The organism is Nitratireductor sp. J20-h4 (assembly GCF_056780505.1).
Genome location: NZ_CM165557.1, coordinates 1468024 through 1488414, shown reverse-complemented (window position 1 = coordinate 1488414; position 20391 = coordinate 1468024). Strand labels below are relative to the sequence as shown.

Sequence of the window (20391 nt, the reverse complement as noted above, 5' to 3'; positions counted from 1 at the left end):
GCGATCGCAACCGCTATAGCAGCCGCATGCCGCGTTCGCCAGCGCGGCGGCGGGATCGCGCCCGGGGGCGGGTCGGGACGGCCGGGCGGCAAGGGCTCAGGCGGCGCGCGGGGACCGGCGGGCGCTGGCGGCGCTTACGGCCCAGCGCGTCGCCTCTTCGGCGTCAGGCGGAAGCAACGCGCCGACGCCGCCCGTAAACTCCTCCCAGAACGGCCGATAGGTCTCGCGCACGGCAGTCAACACCGGAACGCCGAGCTCGCAGGCCTGCGCGATCACACTGCGGAATCCGTGTCCGTCGGATTCCCCCTTGCCGAAACGGTTGAGCACGACAAGGCCGGTTTGCGGACCGATCGAAGCCTGCAGCCGGCAGGCCGCCTCGGCCAGCGCCTGCGGATCGAGCCGGCAGCCACGCGCGCCCGCGCCGAGCGCCTGGGACATGCGCGTGCGCGCGCCGCCGGCGATGTCTTCCAGATACATGACCCCGCAGCAGCCCGGTCCATCCGGTGTCTCGCGCTGCAGGTAACCCGCGACCCGGCAGCCGCGCGCGCCGAGCGTGCGGGCGACGGTCTCAAGCAGGTCGTCGATACGGTCGCCGTCACCGAACCGGATCGCGGCGATGGCAAGGGGCTGATCGGTCATGTGAGCTCTCCGTCGCGTGCGTGCATCCGCTGGGGGCAGAAAGGCAGAAAACCGAGCCTGTCGCCCGGGGCAACCGCCGACCGGTGCGCGGGAATGACCGCAAATCCGTCGCTCCAACACGCCGCGTGGAGCGTGCCGGAACTGCCGTTGCCGAGCGGCCGCAGGACCGGCGCCCCCGCCGGCGTTCGCGACACGATGCGGGCCGGCACATATTCGGTTCGTCCCGTGCGCCGGCGCGCGGCGTAGCCGGCGACCGCGCACACTTCCTCGCGCGTCGTCCCGCTGGCGCCGCCGAGCCGCAGGAGCTGGGCGCGTACGAAGAGCTCGAAACCGACCAAGGCGGACAGCGGATTGCCCGGCAGGCCGACACAGGCGGTGCGGCCGAGCGTGGCAAAAAGGGCCGGCTTGCCCGGTTTCACGGCGACCTTCCAGGCGTGGATCCTGCCGCCGGCCTCGACGAGCGCCGTGCGGACGAAGTCGCGCGCGCCAGCGGACACGGCTCCGGACGACAGAAGCAGGTCGAAATCCCCGGCGTGATCGGAAAAAAAGCGCACCGTGGCCGGCAGGTCGTCGTCGACGACGCCGAGGTCGATTGCGTCGGCGCCGGCCGAGCGGACCAGACCAAGCAGCATCGGCCGATTGGCATCGAAGATGCGGCCGTCTTCGGGGGCGGCGGCCGAGATCAGTTCGCGACCGGTCGAAAAGACGCCGACGCGCGGGCGGCGGCGCACGTCAAGTCCAACGAGACCGTTCGCCGCGAGCAGTCCGACATGCCGTGGCGCAATACACGTCTCCGCCGCCACAAGCAGGGCGCCATCCGCGACGTCGCCGCCGCGCCGGCGGATGTTGTCGCCGCGTCGCGGATTGCGGTGGAGGCAGACATGGCCGCCCTCGTCGTCGCAATCCTCGTTCATGACGACGGCGTCGGCCCCGGCGGGAACGGGCGCACCGGTGAATATCCTGGTGGCCGTGCCTGCGCGCCAGTCGCCGCGCGACGGACGATCCCCGGCCGCGATCGTCGCCGCAACCGGCATACGCCAGGGTCCCTGCCCGGCCAGGTCGGCGATGCGAACGCAAAAGCCGTCCATGGCCGACTGATCGAAAAACGGCATCGGGCGCGGCGCGTGAACATCATACGCGGCGACCCTCCCGCATGCGTCTGCGATCGCAACCGCCTCGGTATCGAGAACCGGCGCGACAAGCGAGCGGGCCAGATCGGCCGCCTGCGCGACGCTCAGCATGTCCCGGGACCGGTGCGAGTGACCACAGCCGCAGCACGAGGGATCGATGGCGCTGTCGACGTTCATGTCATCCCCCTGCCATACTGCCGGCGCAACCGCATTCGAGATCGCGGATCAAACCGTCGTCAAGCCCGTAGATCCAGCCGTGAACGGCCAGTTTACGCCGACGCTTCCATGCCGACTGGATGATCGGCGTGCGCGACAGCCCCGCCACCTGAGCCGCGACCGACAGCGCACATAACCGGTTGAGACGCGCATCGACATCAAGGATCGACGCCAGATCGTCCTCGTGCGCGTCGGCAATGTCTCGGATCGGCTGCAGCCAATGATCGATGATGCCGTGGCGATGCCCGTCCATGGCCGCGCGCACCCCGCCGCAGCCATAGTGGCCGCACACGATGATGTGCCGCACCTCCAGCGTCTCGACCGCGAATTCCAGCACCGACAGCAGGTTGAGATCGCCGCGATGGACGAGATTGGCGACGTTGCGGTGCACAAAAACTCGCCGGGCTCCAGACCGGTGATGACATTGGCCGGGACACGGCTGTCGGAACAGCCGATCCACAGATAGTCGGGCCGCTGCAGCGCCGACAGGCGGCGGAAATAGTCCGGGTCCTCGCGGACCTTGCCCGTCGCCCAGCGGACGTTGTGGTCAAGCAGGTCAGACAGCACTGGCGGTTCCCGGATATGCGAGGCCGCGCCGCGCCGCCATGCGCCGGCCGAGATTGCCCAGATCGTCGAGCGTCAGCCGCGCGCGGGCGAGCGGCAGAACAATGGCGTTCTCCACGATGAGATGCCGGCGCTCATTGGCCGCGAAGCGATGCAGCAGGCCGCGAAACGCCGCCGCCAGGCGCCTGGTGCGCGACGCCGACAGGCCCTCCACGATGGCGGTCGCGTCGAGATGATCGGAGGCGTGTTCCTGGCTGAGTTCGTTCAGCACATCCTCGACGCGATCCTCCGGCTGGGCCCTGCGGCGGATCAGCGGAAACAAATCCTCCTCCTCGTCGCGGACATGCATGCCGAAATCCTCGCGCAGGAAGCGCAGGATGGCGAACGCGCACACACCGTCCCTTTCGGGCGCGTCGGCAACACGGTCGACCATCCAACACAGGATGCGCTGGCGAAAATGCTCGGCAAACAGATAGTCGAGCGGTACGGCAAGCTGGTCGGACGGGGGCGGCGATGCCAGCGTTTCCAAGGCCATCCGCAACGCTTCGTCGTGCTTGTCCATTGCGTCCTCCCTATTGAAGCAACGGTCCCTCGGCCGCGTTCAAGGCGATGCCGCGCAGATCGGCCTGTCCGGCCAGCACGGCGATATAGTGCGACACCGCCTTCGACCAGGAAGAGGCTTCGAGCCAGGCGGCGATGCGCTCGGCCACCGCCTCGTAGGGCAGCGCCCTGCCCTCGATGCGCCGGTCGAGCGCGATGACGTGGAAGCCGAAACGGCTTTCCACCGGCGTGGACGAGATCTCTCCCTCGCGCATGCTCGCCGCGGCCTCTTCGAACTCGGCAACCGTGCTGCCGCGCGTCAGCTGGCCGAGATTGCCGCCTTGCTGGCGCGACGGGCAATCGGAATGCCCGGCGGCCAGGGCCGCGAACCGTGCGGGCTCATCGGCCAGCGTCGAACACAACGCCTCGGCCTGCCGGCGCGCGGAAGCGCGGGCCTCGCCGTCGTCCGGCGGCGCGGCGACAAGGATGTGGCGGGCCTCCAGCAGTGTTTGCGTGACGAACTTTTCCGGGTGGCGCTGATAATAGCGCCGGCATTCGTCGTCCGAGGCCCTTGGTGCCTGGACCTCGCGCTCGATCAGGACGCGGATGGCGGCGTCCTGCGCCGTCTCGGCGCGGCCGGCATCGTCACGCCGAGGCTCACTGTCCAGCCCGAGGCGCTGCGCCTCCTGCCAGAGCAGCTCGCGCACCACCAGCGCCTCGGCGGCGGCGCGCAGGGCCGCGCCCGGATTTTCGGCCGGATGGTTCTGCGCCTCAGCCAAAACATCGTTTTCGGGGATCGCGACGCCGTTGACGGCGATCTCAGCGATCACCGGCGCCGCCTTGGGCGGAACCCGTGTGTCGGGTTCGCGGTAGGTGGTGTAGCCGCCGTCCCGGGCCGCGTCCGGATTGTTGAGCGATGGGTTGCGATAAAGCGTGGTCATGGCTCACTCCGCAGGCAGGCGCGTCTGGGCCGCGCGATGGTTGCGCTCGCGCACGACCTGGTAGCCCGGCCGCCACAGATAGCGCAGCGGGACGCTCAGCATGTGCACGAGGCGCGTGAACGGGAACAAGAGCAGGATGGTCAGGCCGAGCACCAGATGAAGCTTGAAGATGATGGAGGCATCGGCGACGTAGCCCGACGCGGCGCCATTGAAGGTGAATATGCCCTGCGCCCAGCTCATGAACTTCACCATCTCCTCGCCGTCGAGATGCTGCAGCGAGATCGGGATCGTCAGCAGGCCGAGCGCGAGCTGGATCCACAAAAGCACGATGATCATGGTATCGCTCGGGCTCGACGCGGCGCGCACGCGCGCATCGAACAGGCGGCGGTGGACGAGCAGCGTCGCGCCGATGATGGCCATGATGCCGGCGACGCCGCCGGCCACGATAGCCAGCAGCTGCTTGGCGCCGTGGCTGATGCCAAGCGCGTCGAAGATGGCGATCGGAGTCAACAGCCCGACCAGGTGACCGAAAAAGATCACCAGAACGCCGACATGAAACAGCACCGAGCCCCAGACTAGCTGCTTGCGGCGCAGCAATTGCGAAGAACCGGACCGCCAGGTGTAGGGTTCGCGGTCGTAGCGCACGACGGTGCCCAGGATCAGCACCGCAAGCGCGATATAGGGATAGATCCCGAATAGCAGCGTGTTGAAGAAATCAGGCATGGCGGTTTCCTCTCAAGCGTTCGGCGAATCTGGCGCGCCAGCGGGGTTGCGGCGCGCGGCCCGGACCTGGCGCTGAAGCCGGTCGGGACCGCAGGCGCCCTCGCCGGCATTGCCGCCGAAGGTGACCGCCTCTTCCTCCCAGACGCGGTCGAGCGCCTCCAGATCGGCCGGGTCGTCCTCCGGCATCGCCAGAAGGTCACGGGTGAGCCCGGCATCCGGCTTTGCCCGCGTCAGCGCCTCCAGAACGGCGAAAGCATTGGCGTAGATCGATTTGCGCTTCTTCAGCCGCTCGCGCAGCACGGCAAGGATATGCGCCGTCTGGCCGAGCAGCTCCCCCGCCTCGTCGGCCGGCTTCACCGACAGATATTCCAGGAACAAAGGCAGGTAGTCGGGCAGTTCCTTCGCATCGATCTCGAAACCGTCGGCCTCGTACATGGCCATCAGGTCGACCATGGCTTGACCGCGGTCGCGGCTTTCGCCGTGCACGTGCTCGAACAGATGAAGCGACAGCGAGCGGGTCCGGTCGAACAGGAAGACGTAACGTTCCTGGGCGTCGTAGAGGTCGCACGCGGCGAGGTCGTCGATGAGACGTTCGAGCAACAGGGCGCGCCTGGCGTCGAGTCCGGCCTCGCCCAGCGCCAGCTTCAAGTCCGGCAGAGCTGCATGCAGCTCGGCGTTCGGATAGGTCAGCAGCAGCGAGACGATCTTGAGAGCCTTGTTCATCACACGCGCTCCTTAAAAATATCCGTCGGCGTCTGTACGGTGCGCGTGCGCTTGGCGCCGAACAGATCGGTGTCGCTCGAACCGCCCGAACAGCCATTGCCGAAGGAGAAGCCGCAGGAACCGCGCACGTCATAGGCGTCCTCGGAGATCTCGCGATGCGAGGTCGGGATGACGAAACGGTCCTCGTAATTGGCGATCGCCATCACGTGGTACATCTCCTCGATCATCTCTCCCGTCAGACCGACCCTGTCGGCGACCGCCTCGTCGATGACGCCGTCGACCGTCTTGGCGCGCATATAGGCGCGCATGGCAAGCATGCGCTCCAGCGCCGAGACGACGGGCGCCTCCTTGCCCGCGGTCAGCAAATTGGCAAGATAACGAACCGGAATGCGCAACGAGCGGACGTCCGGCATGGCGCCGTCGAGGCCGATCTTGCCGGCCTCCGCCGCCGACTGAAGCGGAGAAAGCGGCGGGATGTACCAGACCATCGGCAGGGTCCGGTATTCGGGGTGCAGCGGAAAGGCGACCTTCCAGTCCATCGCCATCTTGTAGACCGGCGATTTCTTGGCGGCCTCCAGCCACGCATCGGGAACGCCGTCCGCGCGCGCCTGGGCGATCACGGCCGGATCGTTGGGGTCGAGAAAGACTTTCAGCTGTTCTTCGTAAAGATCGCGCTCGTCGGCCGTCGAGGCGGCCTCGGCGATGCGGTCGGCGTCGTAGAGCACGACGCCGAGATAGCGGATGCGCCCGACGCAGGTCTCCGAACACACGGTCGGCTGGCCGGCCTCAATGCGCGGATAGCAAAACACGCATTTCTCGGATTTGCCCGACGACCAGTTGTAATAGATTTTCTTGTAGGGGCAGCCGGAGACGCACATGCGCCAGCCACGGCATTTTTCCTGGTCGATCAGGACGATGCCGTCATCCTCGCGCTTGTAGATCGCGCCAGAGGGACAGGCCGCCACGCAGGTGGGGTTGAGGCAGTGCTCGCACAGCCTCGGCAGATACATCATGAAGGTGTTTTCGAACTCGCCGTAGATCTCCTTCTCTACGCCTTCGAAATTGGTGTCGACAGACCGCTTGGAAAACTCGCCGCCGAGGATTTCCTCCCAGTTGGGACCCCATTCGATCTTTTCCATACGCTCGCCGGTGATCTGCGAACGCGGACGCGCGGTCGGCGAGGCCCGGCTTTCGCCGGCCGTTTGCAGGTGGCCGTAGTCGAAGTCGAACGGCTCGTAATAATCGTCGATCTCCGGCAGGTCCGGATTGGCGAAGATTTTCGCCAGGATACGCCACTTGGCGCCCATTTTCGGCTCTATCTTGCCGTTCGCCTTGCGCGTCCAGCCGCCGTTCCACTTCTTCTGGTTTTCCCATTCCTTGGGATAACCGATGCCCGGCTTGGTCTCGACATTGTTGAACCAGGCGTATTCAACGCCCTCGCGATTGGTCCACACGTTCTTGCAGGTTACCGAACAGGTGTGACAGCCGATGCATTTGTCGAGATTGAGCACCATGCCGATTTGCGCACGAACTTTCATTCTGCCGCCTCCTTGTGTGCAGCCGGTTCAACGTACGGGCCTTCGAGCCAGTCGATCTTGTCCAGCTTGTGCACGACGACGAACTCGTCGCGGTTGGAACCGACCGTGCCGTAATAGTTGAAGCCGTAGGCCTGGTGGGCGTAGCCGCCGATCATATGGGTGGGCTTGACGATGGCGCGGGTCACCGAGTTGTGGATGCCGCCGCGCTGGCCGGTGATCTGCGACCCCGGCGTGTTCACGATCTTTTCCTGGGCGTGATACATGAAGATCGTGCCTTCCTTCATGCGCTGGGATACGACCACGCGCGCGACGATGGCGCCGTTGGCGTTGAAGACCTCGACCCAGTCGTTGTCGACAAGGCCGGCCTTGGCCGCGTCCACCTCCGAGATCCACACCACCGGGCCGCCGCGGTTCAGCGTCAGCATCATCAGATTGTCGGAATAGGTGGAGTGGATGCCCCATTTCTGGTGCGGCGTGATGAAATTAAGCACCACCTGCGGCTTGCCGTTCGACTTCGCCTCGATGACCGGATTGATCGTCTTGGTGTCGATGGGCGGCCGGTAGACGCACAACGCCTCGCCGAACGCGCGCATCCACAGATGATCCTGGTAGAGCTGCTGGCGACCGGACAGCGTGCGCCACGGGATCAGCTCGTGGACATTGGTGTAGCCGGCATTGTAGCAGACCTTTTCCGATTCAAGCCCCGACCAGGTCGGCGAGGAGATGATCTTGCGCGGCTGGGCGACGATGTCGCGGAAGCGGATCTTCTCGTCTTCCTTCGGCACCGCCAGATGGGAGTGGTCGCGGCCGGTATTCTTCGACAGCGCCTCCCAGGCCTTGACCGCCACCTCGCCATTGGTTTCGGGCGCCAGCGACAGGATCACCTCACTGGCGTCGATGTCGCTGTCGATGCGCGGCCGGCCCTTGGTGGCACCCTCCTCTGTGACGACACCGTTGAGACGGCCGAGCAGTTCGACCTCGTGCTCCGTGTTCCACGAGATGCCCTTGCCGCCGTTTCCGAGCGTATCCATCAGCGGCCCAAGCGCGGTTAAGCGCTTGTAGAGATTGGGATAATCGCGCTCCACGACAGCGACCGCGGGCATGGTCTTGCCGGGGACGGGGTCGACCTCGCCCTTTTTCCAGTCCTTGACGTCGAACGGCTGGGCGAGCTCGCCCGGCGTGTCGTGCAGGATCGGCACCAACACGACATCCTTCTCCACGCCGAGCACCTCGGGCGCGACCTCGGAAAACGACTTGGCGATACCCTTAAAAATGTCCCAGTCGCTGCGGGCTTCCCAGGCCGGGTCCGCCGCACTCGTGAGCGGGTGGATGAAGGGATGCATGTCGGAGGTGTTCAAGTCGTTCTTCTCGTACCAGGTGGCGGTCGGAAGCACGATGTCGGAATAGACGCAGGTGGTGGACATGCGGAAATCGAGCGTGACCAAAAGGTCGAGCTTTCCTTCCGGCGCCTCGTCGCGCCACACGACGTCGGTGCCCCGCTGGCGGCCCTCCTCGCCGAGGTCCTTGCCAAGCAGGCCGTGCGACGTGCCGAGCAGATGTTTCAGAAAATATTCGTGTCCCTTGCCCGACGAACCGAGCAGGTTGGACCGCCACACGAACAGGTTGCGCGGCCAGTTGGCCTCGTCGTCCGGGTCCACGCAGGCCATTTCCAGTTTTCCGGCCTTGAGCTGGGCGGCGACATAGTCCTTCGGCTCCTTCTTCGCCTTGGCGGCGGCCGCGGCTATGTCGAGCGGATTGGCCTTGAGCTGCGGCGCCGAGGGCAGCCAGCCCATGCGTTCGGCACGGATATTGTAGTCGATCAGCGTGCCGTCCCACGGGCCTTCGGGCGCCGTCGGCGACAGGATTTCGTCGATCTTCAGCGTCTCGTAACGCCACTGGTCCGTATGGGCGTAGAAGAACGAGGTCGAGTTCATCTGCCGTGGCGGCCGGCCCCAGTCGAGACCGAAGGCGAGCGGCAGCCAGCCGGTCTGAGGACGCAGCTTCTCCTGGCCGACATAGTGGCTCCAGCCACCACCGGACTGGCCCACGCAGCCGCACATCACCAGGAGATTGATGACCCCCCGGTAGTTCATGTCCATGTGATACCAGTGGTTGAGACCCGCGCCGAGAATGACCATCGAGCGGCCATTGGTCTTTTCAGCGTTGGCGGCGAACTCGCGCGCGACCGCGATGATCTGCGCGCGCGGCACGCCGGTGATCTTTTCCGCCCATGCCGGTGTGTAGGGCTGGTCCTCGTCGTAGGAGCTGGCGCAGCTGTCGTCGTTCAGCCCGCGATCGAGCCCGTAATTGGCGACGAACAGATCAAACACGGTCGCAACCAGCGCGTCGCCCTCGGCGAGCCTGATCTTCTTGGCCGGCACCGCACGGACGAGCACGCTGTCGTGATCGGTACCCTGGAAGTGGTCGTGCTCGCGATTGCCGAAATACGGAAACGCCACGGACGCGATCTCGTCGTGGTCCTCATCCATGATCAGGCTCATGTCGAGATCGACGTCCTTGCCCTTGCCATCTCGAGCCTCGAGATTCCATTTGCCCTGCTCGCCCCAGCGAAAACCGACCGAGCCGGCCGGCGCGACACATTTCTTGGTCTTGCCGTCGATGGCGACCGTTTTCCATTCGGGATTGTTCTTCTCGCCGAGGCCGCCCTTGAAATCGGCGGCGCGCAGCAGGCGGTCGGGAACGTAGCGGCCATCCTTTTCGACCAGGCGCACGAGCATCGGCAGGTCGGTATAGCGGCGGCAATAATCCTCGAAATACTCGGCCTGACGGTCGAGATGGAATTCGCGCAGAATGACGTGGCCCATCGCCATGGCGAGTGCTGCGTCGGTGCCCTGCTTGGGATGCAGCCACAGGTCGGAGAATTTAGCGGCCTCCGAATAGTCCGGCGACACGACGACCGATTTGGTGCCCTTGTAGCGGACTTCGGTATAGAAATGGGCGTCGGGCGTGCGCGTCTGCGGCACGTTCGAGCCCCACAGCATCAAAAAACCGGCATTGTACCAATCGGCCGATTCCGGCACGTCGGTCTGTTCGCCCCAGGTCATGGGCGACGCCGGCGGCAGGTCGCAATACCAGTCGTAGAAGGACATGCACACGCCGCCCAGAAGCGACAGGTAGCGCGAGCCGGCCGCGTAGGACACCATCGACATGGCCGGGATCGGCGAAAACCCGATCACCCGGTCGGGACCCCATTTTCTCGCCGTATAGGCGTTGGCGGCGGCGATGATCTCGTTGACCTCGTCCCAGTCGGCACGCACGAAACCGCCGAGGCCGCGGACCTTGATGTAGTCGGCGCGCTTGGCCGGATCCTCCTGGATCGCGGTCCAGGCGCCGACCGGTGTCTTGAGCGCCCTTTCCCGGCGCCACAGTTTCAGCAGCCGGGACCGGATCAGCGGGTATTTCACCCGGTTGGCCGAATACATGTACCAGGAATAGCTGGCGCCGCGCGAACAGCCGCGCGGCTCATGGTTCGGCAAATCAGGCCGGGTGCGCGGATAGTCCGTCTGCTGGGTTTCCCAGGTGACGATGCCGCCCTTGACGTAGATCTTCCACGAGCAGGAACCGGTACAGTTCACGCCATGGGTGGAGCGCACGATCTTGTCGTGCTGCCAACGCTTTCTGTAGACGTCCTCCCAGTCCCGGTTCTCACTGGTGGTTACCCCGTGTCCTTGCGAGAACGTGCCGGTGTTCTTGCGCGCCAGGAAATTCAGGCGATCGAGAAGATGTGACATGGCTTTCGCGCTCCTTACTCGGCCGGCGTGGCTTGGGTTGCCGGCGTCGCCGGGGTTCGTTCCGCGGCGTGCAACAAGCCGCCGCGGCGCGTGTAGAAGATGAAGGTCAGGACGGTGCAGACCACGTAGAAGACCAGGAAGCCCCACAGGGCGATCTCGGGCCCGCCGGTCATGGTGATCGACGTGCCGTAGGCCTTGGGAATGAAGAAGGCACCGTAGGCGGCGATGGCCGAGGTGAAGGCGATGATCGCCGCCGATTCACGCTCGGCCTGCTTGAGGCGTGCGGCCTCGTCCAGCTCCGGCATCAGGCGCGGGATTTCCAGGCGCATGATCGAAGGGATCATCTGGAAGGTGGAGGCGTTGCCGACACCGGTCAGGAAGAACAGCGCCATGAAGCAGGCGAAGAACCCCCAGAAATTGCCGCCGACGCCCTGTTCGGGCAGGAACTGCAGCACGCCCCAGACCGCCACGATCATGCCGGCGAAGGTCCACAAAGTCACGCGACCGCCCCCGAACCTGTCGGATATCCAGCCGGTTCCGGCACGGCTGAGCGCACCGACCAGCGGGCCGAGGAAGGCGTAGGACAGCGCATTCACGTCCGGGAACTGCGTTTTCATCAAAAGCGGGAAGCCCGCCGAATAGCCGATGAAGGAGCCGAACGTGCCGGTGTAGAGAATGCACATGATCCAGTTGTGGAAGCGCGAGAAGATGATCGACTGTTCGGCGAAGGAGGCACGCGCGGCTGCGATGTCGTTCATGCCGAACCAGGCGGCAACCGTGGCTGCGATCAGGAACGGGACCCAGACGAAGCCGGCATTCTGCAGCCAGATCATCGAGCCGTCGGCGGCGGTCTGCCCGTCGCCAAAGGCGAAGACGAATGTGCCGGTGGAGATGACGACCGGCACCAGGAACTGCATCACGCTGACGCCCAGATTGCCGAGGCCGGCATTGAGCGCCAGAGCGTTGCCCTTTTCCTTCTTGGGGAAGAAATAGGAAATGTTGGCCATCGAGGAGGCGAAATTGCCGCCGCCGAAACCGCACAGCAAAGCCAGAACCAGGAAGATCAGGTACGGGGTGTCCGGGTTCTGCACCGCATAGCCGATACCGAAGGCCGGGATCAGCAACGAGGCCGTCGACAGCGTCGTCCACAGGCGACCGCCGAAGATCGGCACCATGAAGGAGTAGAAGATACGCAGCGTCGCACCCGACAGGCCAGGCAGGGCGGCGAGCCAGAAAAGCTGGTCGGTCGTATAATCGAACCCGATCCCCGGCAGCTTGGCGACGACGACAGACCAGACCATCCAGACCGAAAAGGCCAGGAGCAGCGCCGGAATGGAAATCCACAGATTGCGGCGCGCGATCCGGCGTCCCTGCTCGTTCCAGAAGGTCTCGTCGTCCGGCCGCCAGTCCTCCAGAACGCCGGCCAGACCCGCGTGTTTTTCGCCTTCGTGGATCGGCTGCATCTCGGGGAGCTGGGGAAGGTCAACCTGGCCTTCGGCAAGGGCCTGCTGCTCCATCGCGCGGATGGAGAAGTGCATCCACACCATCGCCACGGCCACGATGAGGAACAAAAGCATGAAGCAGGTCGTCCACACGCCCGTCAGATCGAGCATGGCGCCGAAGGTAATCGGCAGGACGAAGCCGCCGAGGCCGCCGATCATGCCGACCAGGCCGCCCACCGCCCCGACATGGTCGGGATAGTAGACGGGAATGTGCTTGTAGACCGCCGCCTTGCCGAGCGACATGAAAAAGCCGAGCACGAAGATCGCCAGGACGAAGGGCGCCAGGCTCATGCTGGTGGAAAACTGGATCGGTCCGTGCGTGCCGTGGATGATGTAGTCGGTATCGGGATAGGACAGCATGAAGGTCAGCACCGCGGAGACGCCGAAGGTCCAGTACATCACCGAGCGCGCGCCGTGCTTGTCGGACAGGTGACCGCCATAGGCGCGGAAGATCGACGCGGGCACCGAATAGGCGGCGGCGATCATGCCGGCGGACTTGATGTCGAGGCCGTAGACACCGACCAGATAACGCGGCAGCCACAGCGCCAGCGCGACAAAGGCGCCGAAGACGAAGAAATAATAGAGCGCGAAACGCCAGACCTGGAGGCTGCGAAGGGGTTCGAGCTCCACCAGGGTCGACCGCGCCTTCTCGCCGCTCGCCTTGCGCGCGGCGGTGGCGGGGTCCTCCTTGGTGAACAGGAAGAAGACGATCGCCATAATGGCCAGCGCTACGGCATAGACCTTTGCCGTCGACTGCCAGCCGATGGCGACGAGAAGAAATGGCGCCCCGAAATTGGTGATGGCGGCGCCGACATTGCCGACGCCGAATATGCCGAGCGCCGTACCCTGGCGCTGCTTGGGGAACCAGCGCGACACATAGGCTATGCCGACCGCGAACGATCCGCCGGCAAGCCCGACACCGAGGGCTGCGACGAGAAACATCGCATAGGTCGAAACGGTGGACAGCAGCCAGGTCGCGACGGCGGTCAACAACATGACCAGCGTGAACACGATCCTGCCGCCATACTGATCCGTCCAGATGCCCAGGAAGATGCGGCTGAGGGAGCCGGTCAGGATCGGTGTCGCCACAAGCAAGCCGAACTCGGTATCGCTGAGACCAAGCTCCTGCTTGATCCTGACGCCGATGATGGAAAAGATGGTCCAGACGGCAAAACACGTGGTGAAAGCGATCGTGCTCATCCCGAGCATCCGGGTCTGTTGTCCGGCCGATACGCCTGAGAGCGAGTGCATGAGTCCGTCCCCTTCTCCTGCGAGCAGAAATGTCGCAACTTCGAAATGACGGGCTTAGTTGTGCGCGCTCAGGGCCGGTGCAGTTGATCCGGATCAAGCCGCAACTTCGATTTGGCAGAAACAAAGCGGACGCTGGCAAATGACAAGAAGAGCGCGCCTCCGCATCAAGCGGGGCGGTTGAACAGGAAATTTACCGCTGCTACTAGTTCAATCACGGGCTTGATAATTATCAAGGATCAGGACTCTTGCGAACAAACGACCTGCCCCAGATGCGATCCCTGCCCTTGTTTGAAAGCATGAGCGAATCGAATTTCGAGACGCTGATGAAGGCCGCCTATCTGCAGACCTTTCCCGCCCAGCTCGATCTGATCACCGAAGGCGATCCCGCCGACTTTCTTTATATCGTCACGGAAGGATGCGTGGAGCTCTACGCGCGTTCCAACGGCCGCGAAACCACGATGGCGATGGTGCGGCCGGTCGGCACCTTCATTCTGGCGGCCGTGCTGAAGGACGCGGTCTACCTGATGTCGGCGCGCACGGTGCAAAAGTCGCGCATCCTGCTTATTCCCTCCCAGAACGTCCGCGCCGCCTTCGAGCACGACGAGGCTTTTGCACGCGCCATCGTCCAAGAACTGGCCAGCTGCTATCGCGGCGTGGTCAAGGAACACAAGAGCCTCAAGCTGCGCACAGCCGTCGAGCGGCTTGCCAACCGGCTGCTGCGCTATCACAGCGAACAGGGGGCGACCGGTTCGCTCGAATTGCCCTACGACAAGCGCACGATCGCATCGCTGCTCGGCATGACGCCGGAAAATCTGTCGCGCGCCTTCAACACGCTCAAGCCCTTCGGTGTCGACGTCGACGGGTCACTCGTGCGGCTGAACGACCTCGACGGATTGACCACGCTGGCCAAACCCAATGCGCTGATCGACGACCGGGGGACGTAACCCGCCCCCGGCCGACAAACCCGGTTCATGCAGAAACGGTTCTGCCGCGGTTGATGGAAGACGCGGCAGGGGCGCTCAGGCGCCGAGCGGCGGACGCCGGTCGCGCCAGGCCATGGCCTCCTCGAGCTGTGCGGAGACGGCCAGAACGGTGGCCTCGTCGCCGTAGCGGCCGACAAGCTGGACGCCGATCGGAATATTGTTGCGCGACCATGCCAACGGCAGCGAGATCGCCGGCTGGCCGGAGATGTTGAAGGGGAAGGCAAAGGCGGAATCGGCCCATTTGGCGTTGTAGCGGTCGATGTCGGGTTCGGACATGTCGTAATAGCCGACCGGGCGCGGCAATTGCGTCAGGGTCGGCGTGACGAACAGGTCGAACGGCTGCAACTGGCCGACGACCGCGCGCCCGATCTGGCGTACACCCTCGACATCGGTGATATGCTTGGTGCCGCTGGTGGCGCGGCCGCGCTCGATGATTGACCAGGTGACCGGCTCGACGTCGGCCGGCGTAACTGGGCGGCCGACCGCGGGCTCCAGCCAGTCGAACATGGCCGCGGTCTGCACGCAGGTCATGTCGGTATAGGTCTTCCAGGCCGCGTCGCCGTCGAGGTCGAGATCGCATTCTTCGACCTGATGGCCGAGCCCTTCCAGCGTCGCAACGGTGCTCAGCACGGCGTCCCTGACCTGCGGGTCGACGGCGGTGCCGTTGGGTGGCGTCACCGAATAGGCAATCCGCAGTTTTTTCGGCGCGCGGCGCGACAGGTCCAGCCAGCTCCCGGCCGGCACCGGCGGCGTATAGGGATCGCCCGGCAGGGTGCCGGCGACGGCATCGAGATAGGCGGCGGTATCGCGCACGGAACGCGTGCAGCACAGGAAATAGGCGCCGCCGTACCAGTAGTCGCCGAGCGGGGCCAGCGTCACACGGCCGCGCGAGGGCTTCAGCCCGACAATGCCGCAGCACGAGGCGGGAATGCGGATCGAGCCGGCGCCGTCGCTCGCCTCGGCGATCGGCACCATGCGCGAGGCGACCGCCGCGGCGGTTCCGCCGCTCGAGCCGCCGGGCGTGACCTCCTCGTTCCAGGGATTGAGGGTCGGGCCGTAGAGCTTCGGTTCGGTGGCGATCGACCAGCCGTTTTCCGGCGCATTCGACTTGCCGACCAGCACCAGGCCGGCGCGCTTGATCCGCCCGACGACCTCGCTATCGGCGGGTGCGACGACATCCTTGAAATAGGCGGAGGAATTGGTGATCGGCGCGCCCTCCCAGGACGAGGCCAGTTCCTTCAACAGATAGGGCACGCCGGCGAAGGGCGCGGCGGCGTCGATGGTCTCGGCGCGCGCGCGGCCCATATCGTAGAGCCGGTGGACGACCGCGTTGAGGCGCGGATTGAGCCGCTCGATCTGGGTGATCGCCGCCTCAACCAGTTCGGCCGGCGACACCTCCTTCTTGTGCACAAGCTCCGCCAGACCGAGCGCGTCGGACTCGGTGTAGGTCTCAAGCAGGGATTCGGTGACTGTCGGCATGTCGTATCCTCCTGTCGAAAGAAAGTGACGCCCGGGCGCGCGTAATCGCTGCCGCATCGCTCAAGCGGGCGGTCGCAACGGTCCTGGGTCGGAAGCTGGTCGGCCGCCGGGACGCAAAGCCCGGCGGCGGCCATGTCAGGCGAGTTCGATGGCGCGGCCTTCCTCGATGCTCTGCTCGGCCGCGAGAACGATGCGCAGGGAGTTGACAGCGGCGTCCATGGATTCCGACAGATCCAGATCCTCACGGATCGCGCGCAGCAGGAAAGCCTGCTCGCGGTCGCAAAGCTCCTGATGGCCGGGCTCGTCCTCCATGCTGAGGATCTCGTCCTTCTTGACGAAATTCTTGTCGCCATCGACATCAGCGTAATGGATCTTGATCGCATCGGTCTTGGTGTGCTGGTCGATATCGGCCGAATCCGACAATTCGTCCGTTTCCTTGCCGTTTTCAGCCTGGCCGGCAACGATGGAGACCGCGCCCCTGGGACCGACGACGTCCTTCACGAAATAGGCGATCTCGCTCATCATCGGGCCCCATCCGGCCTCGTACCAGCCGACAGAGCCGTCGTCGAAAGTGACGTGGAGGTGGCCGTAATTCTGCTTGGCAGCGTCGGCCCACAATTTGGCGCCGATCCCGTGGACGCGCACCGGCTTGGCGCCGGTCAACTGGCACATCACGTCGACATAGTGCACGCCGCAGTCGACGATCGGGATCAGGGAATCGATCAGATTCTTGTGCCAGGACCAGGCCGGGCCGCTGCTTTGCTGGTTGAGATTGAGGCGCATGACCAGCGGCTTGCCGAGGGTCTGGCCCTTCTCGATGAAGGTGATCCAGGACGGGTGCACGCGCAGGATATAGCCGAGCACCAGCTTGCGGTTCTTTTCGCGCGCCTTGGCAACGACCTTTTCGGCGTCGGCGATGTTGGTGGCGATCGGCTTTTCCATGAAAAGGTGGCAGCCGGCATCCATCGCCTTGAGCGCGTATTCGGCATGGGTGTTCGGCCAGGAATTGATGGACACGACATCCGGCTTGGTGTCGCGGAGCGCTGCGTCGAAATCCTCAAACAGCGGATAGCCGGCAAGCTCGTCCGGGATCGTCTTGCCCTTGATCGACCGGCTCATCAGGCCGACGATCTCGTAGCCATCCAGCCGATGATAGGCGCTGGCGTGCGACGCCCCCATATTGCCGAGGCCGACCACAAGGACCTTCAGTTTGTCAGGCACTGCGCCCTCCCTAGATGTTTTTTCGTGACCGATGGGGCGGGCGGTCCCTCAAGGCCGCCCGCCATGTTTTCAAGACCCGTCGCCGAGCCTAGATCGCATCGTCGAACATGTGCGCCCTGATCTTGTCGACATCGAGCTTGGCGAAGTCCGCCGACAACTCATAGGCGTCGGCGTCGGCCTTGACCTTGGCGTGATCGAACGCGTTGGCCGGGCCGATCAGCTCATTGGTGCACACGTCCTCGGCCTTCACCGGATCGGAAATCTGGCCGATATCGTGGATCTGGTCGAAGAAGGCCTGCCAGCTCGACATGTCGTGCCAGCCCCAGCCCTCGCGCTTGTCCATGTCGCCGCGGAAGACGTTGCTCTGCTGCAGGATCGAGGTGGTGCCGAGCTCGGGCCCGGTGTTCTTGGCGAAAGTCGGGAACTGCTCGAACACGGCCTCGACCGCCGCGCGCGGGTTCTGGTGGCCGAATTCGAGGCCCATCGCCCAACCGCGCAGATATTTTTCCAGAAAGGCCACGCGATCGGGATCCTCCAGATCGGCGTTGCGCACCACGAAGGTGTTGGCCGGCAGGTTGGAGTTCTGGACGCCAAGCCAGTAGTCGAATTCGAGGCCGGTGGCGATCCATTCCGCGCGCAGGCCCTCCCAGGCAAGCGCGGCGTCGCCCTGGCCGCCGGCGAGCGCGGTGCCCCAGGTGGGCCAGCCGGCCTCGACATATTTGACCTTGGAAACGTCGACGCCCTGCGCAGCCAGCATCGGATCGACGATCGCCTGCCAGGCGGCCGAGCCGAGCAGCATGGTCTTGCCTTCGAGCTGCTTGAGGTCGGACAGGCCCTCGCCCTTGCGGAACGCGATGGAGAACGTATCGCGCGCGCCCATGTGGAACACCGATTTGAGCTTCATGCCGTTCTGCAGCGCGAAGGAAAACACGCCCGGGGACGGAAAGCCCATGTCGGCCTGGCCGACATCGACGAACTTCACCGTGGCGGTGCCGTCGGAAGGACCGGGCTGCATCTCCGTGTCGAGACCGTCGAAATAGCCCATCTTCTTGGCGATCCAGTAGGGATAGTCGTCGAGCACTTCGAGCGTGCCCCGCGGCGATATCCAGGTAAACGTATCATAGGGCTCGGCACGCGCCGGCGTCAGATATCCGGCGGCGCCGAGAGCCGTGGCCGTAACCACGCCCCCACCGGTGACCTGAAGAAAATGGCGGCGGCTCATGCGCGCCCGCATGTTTAGGATCGACGTTCTTTTTCCAGTCATTGCGCTCTTCCCTCTGCGGTTCAGCCTGTCTGGACTGTCATCGGCCCCCGTCAGGCTTCCGGAAGCCGTCCTGCCTTGGTTCGTCTTCCTAGGTTTCCCAGCTCGCCCATTTTTTCCCGATCAGGAAAAACAGCACGTAGATCAGGATGCCGAGCGTCGAGAGGATGAGAACCACGGCGAAGAACTGCGGCATCTGGATCATGGAGGAATAGGTCGTCAGGCGATTGCCCAGACCGAAACCGCCGCCGACCATCTCCGCGCCGACCGCCGTCAGCAGGCCGAAGATGGCGCCGATCATCAGCCCGACCAGAATCATCGGCAGCGCCATCGGCGCGCGGATCTTCCAGAAGATCTGCAGCGTGCTGGCGCCGTATGAGCGCGCCAGGGCGATCTTGGCGTTGTCGACCCGGCGGAAGCCGGTGGCGGCGTTGATCATCACCATCGGGCCGGACGCGAGCGCGACAGCGATAATGCGCGGCTCGTAGCCGAAGCCGAATCGCAGGATGAGCAGCGGCACCAGCGCCAGCATCGGAGTCGTGACCAGAAGCAGGATGTAGGGCGCCACGATCTTTTCGGCGAAAGGGAACTGCGTGATCACCGCCGCCAGTACGAGGCCAATGGCGGCGCCGATGGCGAAGCCGCCGAAAAGCTCGACAAGGGTGTGCAGCAAATGCGGCAAAATCAGCGGAAAGTCGCCGACCAGCGCCACCGCGATCGCGCTCGGCGTGGGCATGATATAGGGCGGTACATTGAAGACGCGCAGCGCCAGTTCCACCCCGCCGATGACGAACACCGCGACCGCGATGATGGCGACGATTTCGGCTGTCGACTTGATGCCGACGCCGCCGGACAAGGCCGACAGATTGGTCAGGCTGACATCACCGCCCTCGCCGGAAGCGCCCTTGCGGAATTCGGGTATTGCGTCTGATCGATCCACCGATACCGCCCCTTAGCTGATGTGTTCCTGCTGTGGTTTCGCCGGCGAAGCGGCGCCCTTGCGACCGCCGACGATCTCCATCTTGATGGCGTTGGTCAGGTCGAAGACGTCCTTCGTCGCCATCACCTCCATCGAGCGCGGACGCTCGAAAGGCACCTCGAACTCGCGCGCGACGCGGCCCGGGCGCCCGCTGAGCACCACCACCCGGTCCGACAGGAAAATCGCTTCCTCGATGCTGTGGGTGATGAAGACGATGGTGGTGTGGGTCTCGAGCCAGATCTCCTCGACCAGCCGGTTCATCTCCTCGCGGGTGAAACTGTCGAGCGCGCCGAAAGGCTCGTCCATCAACAGCACTGACGGCCGCAGCGACAGCGCGCGCACCATCGCCGCGCGCTGCTGCATCCCGCCCGACAATTCGCGCGGAAACTTGCCCCCGAAACCATCGAGGCCGACACGCTCGAGCAGATGGTCGATCCAGGGCTGATCCGGCTTGATACGCTTGATCTCGAAGGGAAAGCGGATATTGGCGTCGAGGTCGCGCCACGGCAAAAGATTGGCTTCCTGAAAGACGAGGCCGATATCGGGATGCGGGCCCCGGATCGGTGTGCCGTCGAGCAGAATCTCACCACCAGACAGGCTGTGCAGGCCCGACATCGACCACAACAAGGTGGTTTTGCCGCAGCCGGACGGACCCACGATGGACACGATCTCGTTTGCACGGACGTCCAGACTGCACCGGTCGAGCGCAAGCAGGTCGCCCGACGCGGTGGCATAGACCTTCGACGCCTCGTCGATACGAAGCTTCGGGGTTTGAGAATCGTCTGCCGTCATTCGCCCCTCGGATTGTTTTCGGCGACCGCGGAGATCGACCGTTCATCCATTAAATTCAGTCTGTAACTATCCTACTTTTCTGTCAAGGCACTGGTCGGGCCAACTGGCGCATTGAGGTGATCAAGCGCGTGCAACGCCATATTTTCAGGGGTTTTTC

General features: G+C 64.6%; 15 protein-coding genes and 1 pseudogene. 1 reads left to right on the top strand and 15 read right to left on the bottom strand.

The genetic code is table 11. The features are described from left to right. Positions 1-96: 96 nt before the first annotated feature. The 10 genes and pseudogenes from ACT2B0_RS07215 to ACT2B0_RS07170 form a co-directional block, all read right to left on the bottom strand. Entirely contained in the window at positions 97-639 is a 543-nt protein-coding gene (locus ACT2B0_RS07215; RefSeq protein ID WP_473463024.1) for a DUF2478 domain-containing protein, read from the bottom strand. Beyond that, positions 636-1946: a molybdopterin molybdotransferase MoeA gene (locus ACT2B0_RS07210; protein WP_473463021.1), complete on the bottom strand. Its 1311-nt coding sequence runs from the start codon at positions 1944-1946 to the stop codon at positions 636-638. The genes ACT2B0_RS07215 and ACT2B0_RS07210 overlap by 4 nt, the downstream gene beginning before the upstream one ends. A 1-nt stretch (position 1947) precedes the next feature. Further along, a pseudogene (locus ACT2B0_RS07205) lies at positions 1948-2552 on the bottom strand (carbonic anhydrase). Beyond that, positions 2542-3111, bottom strand: a complete 570-nt coding sequence (locus ACT2B0_RS07200) for a hemerythrin domain-containing protein (protein WP_473463019.1) — start codon at positions 3109-3111, stop codon at positions 2542-2544. The pseudogene ACT2B0_RS07205 and the gene ACT2B0_RS07200 overlap by 11 nt, the downstream one beginning before the upstream one ends. A 10-nt stretch (positions 3112-3121) precedes the next feature. Beyond that, positions 3122-4030 carry a peptidylprolyl isomerase gene (locus ACT2B0_RS07195; RefSeq protein WP_473463016.1) on the bottom strand — a complete coding sequence of 303 codons (909 nt, stop codon included), beginning with the start codon at positions 4028-4030 and terminating at the stop codon, positions 3122-3124. Between the two features lie 3 nt (positions 4031-4033). Beyond that, a complete protein-coding gene (narI, locus tag ACT2B0_RS07190; protein WP_473463015.1) occupies positions 4034-4753 on the bottom strand; it encodes a respiratory nitrate reductase subunit gamma in 720 nt (239 codons plus the stop codon). Between the two features lie 12 nt (positions 4754-4765). Further along, positions 4766-5476: a nitrate reductase molybdenum cofactor assembly chaperone gene (gene narJ, locus ACT2B0_RS07185; RefSeq protein WP_473463012.1), complete on the bottom strand. Its 711-nt coding sequence runs from the start codon at positions 5474-5476 to the stop codon at positions 4766-4768. Then, positions 5476-7014: a nitrate reductase subunit beta gene (gene narH, locus ACT2B0_RS07180; RefSeq protein WP_473463010.1), complete on the bottom strand. Its 1539-nt coding sequence runs from the start codon at positions 7012-7014 to the stop codon at positions 5476-5478. Before narH ends, narJ begins: the two co-directional genes overlap by 1 nt. Beyond that, a complete protein-coding gene (locus ACT2B0_RS07175; RefSeq protein ID WP_473463007.1) occupies positions 7011-10766 on the bottom strand; it encodes a nitrate reductase subunit alpha in 3756 nt (1251 codons plus the stop codon). The genes narH and ACT2B0_RS07175 overlap by 4 nt, the downstream gene beginning before the upstream one ends. A gap of 14 nt (positions 10767-10780) precedes the next feature. Further along, on the bottom strand, positions 10781-13519 hold the full coding sequence (locus ACT2B0_RS07170; RefSeq protein ID WP_473463006.1) for a nitrate/nitrite transporter: 2739 nt from the start codon (positions 13517-13519) through the stop codon (positions 10781-10783). Positions 13520-13764: 245 nt separating this feature from the next. On the opposite strand from ACT2B0_RS07170, the gene ACT2B0_RS07165 reads away from it, so the two are divergent. Next, positions 13765-14463, top strand: coding sequence for a cyclic nucleotide-binding domain-containing protein (locus tag ACT2B0_RS07165; protein WP_473463003.1), 699 nt, complete (start codon positions 13765-13767; stop codon positions 14461-14463). Positions 14464-14538: 75 nt separating this feature from the next. Here the strand turns inward: ACT2B0_RS07165 and ACT2B0_RS07160 are convergent, their stop codons facing one another. The 5 genes from ACT2B0_RS07160 to ACT2B0_RS07140 form a co-directional block, all read right to left on the bottom strand. Next, complete coding sequence (locus ACT2B0_RS07160; RefSeq protein ID WP_473463001.1) at positions 14539-15981, bottom strand: amidase; 1443 nt, start codon at positions 15979-15981, stop codon at positions 14539-14541. Positions 15982-16116: 135 nt separating this feature from the next. After that, on the bottom strand, positions 16117-17202 hold the full coding sequence (locus ACT2B0_RS07155) for a Gfo/Idh/MocA family protein (protein WP_473462998.1): 1086 nt from the start codon (positions 17200-17202) through the stop codon (positions 16117-16119). A gap of 88 nt (positions 17203-17290) precedes the next feature. Beyond that, a complete protein-coding gene (locus tag ACT2B0_RS07150) occupies positions 17291-18466 on the bottom strand; it encodes an ABC transporter substrate-binding protein (RefSeq protein ID WP_473462996.1) in 1176 nt (391 codons plus the stop codon). Between the two features lie 88 nt (positions 18467-18554). Continuing rightward, positions 18555-19403: an ABC transporter permease gene (locus ACT2B0_RS07145; protein WP_473462993.1), complete on the bottom strand. Its 849-nt coding sequence runs from the start codon at positions 19401-19403 to the stop codon at positions 18555-18557. A 12-nt stretch (positions 19404-19415) separates the two neighbouring features. Further along, the gene (locus tag ACT2B0_RS07140) at positions 19416-20234 is read right to left on the bottom strand and encodes an ABC transporter ATP-binding protein (protein ID WP_473462991.1); all 819 of its coding nucleotides are present in this window, start codon (positions 20232-20234) and stop codon (positions 19416-19418) included. Positions 20235-20391 lie beyond the last annotated feature (157 nt).

Excerpts from the sequence above, each read along its gene's own strand:
- ACT2B0_RS07215 (WP_473463024.1), bottom strand. The coding sequence starts at position 639 with ATGACCGATCAGCCCCTTGCCATCGCCGCGATCCGGTTCGGTGACGGC.
- ACT2B0_RS07210 (WP_473463021.1), bottom strand. The coding sequence starts at position 1,946 with ATGAACGTCGACAGCGCCATCGATCCCTCGTGCTGCGGCTGTGGTCAC.
- ACT2B0_RS07200 (WP_473463019.1), bottom strand. The coding sequence starts at position 3,111 with ATGGACAAGCACGACGAAGCGTTGCGGATGGCCTTGGAAACGCTGGCA.
- ACT2B0_RS07195 (WP_473463016.1), bottom strand. The coding sequence starts at position 4,030 with ATGACCACGCTTTATCGCAACCCATCGCTCAACAATCCGGACGCGGCC.
- narI (WP_473463015.1), bottom strand. The coding sequence starts at position 4,753 with ATGCCTGATTTCTTCAACACGCTGCTATTCGGGATCTATCCCTATATC.
- narJ (WP_473463012.1), bottom strand. The coding sequence starts at position 5,476 with ATGAACAAGGCTCTCAAGATCGTCTCGCTGCTGCTGACCTATCCGAAC.
- narH (WP_473463010.1), bottom strand. The coding sequence starts at position 7,014 with ATGAAAGTTCGTGCGCAAATCGGCATGGTGCTCAATCTCGACAAATGC.
- ACT2B0_RS07175 (WP_473463007.1), bottom strand. The coding sequence starts at position 10,766 with ATGTCACATCTTCTCGATCGCCTGAATTTCCTGGCGCGCAAGAACACC.
- ACT2B0_RS07170 (WP_473463006.1), bottom strand. The coding sequence starts at position 13,519 with ATGCACTCGCTCTCAGGCGTATCGGCCGGACAACAGACCCGGATGCTC.
- ACT2B0_RS07160 (WP_473463001.1), bottom strand. The coding sequence starts at position 15,981 with ATGCCGACAGTCACCGAATCCCTGCTTGAGACCTACACCGAGTCCGAC.
- ACT2B0_RS07150 (WP_473462996.1), bottom strand. The coding sequence starts at position 18,466 with ATGACTGGAAAAAGAACGTCGATCCTAAACATGCGGGCGCGCATGAGC.
- ACT2B0_RS07140 (WP_473462991.1), bottom strand. The coding sequence starts at position 20,234 with ATGACGGCAGACGATTCTCAAACCCCGAAGCTTCGTATCGACGAGGCG.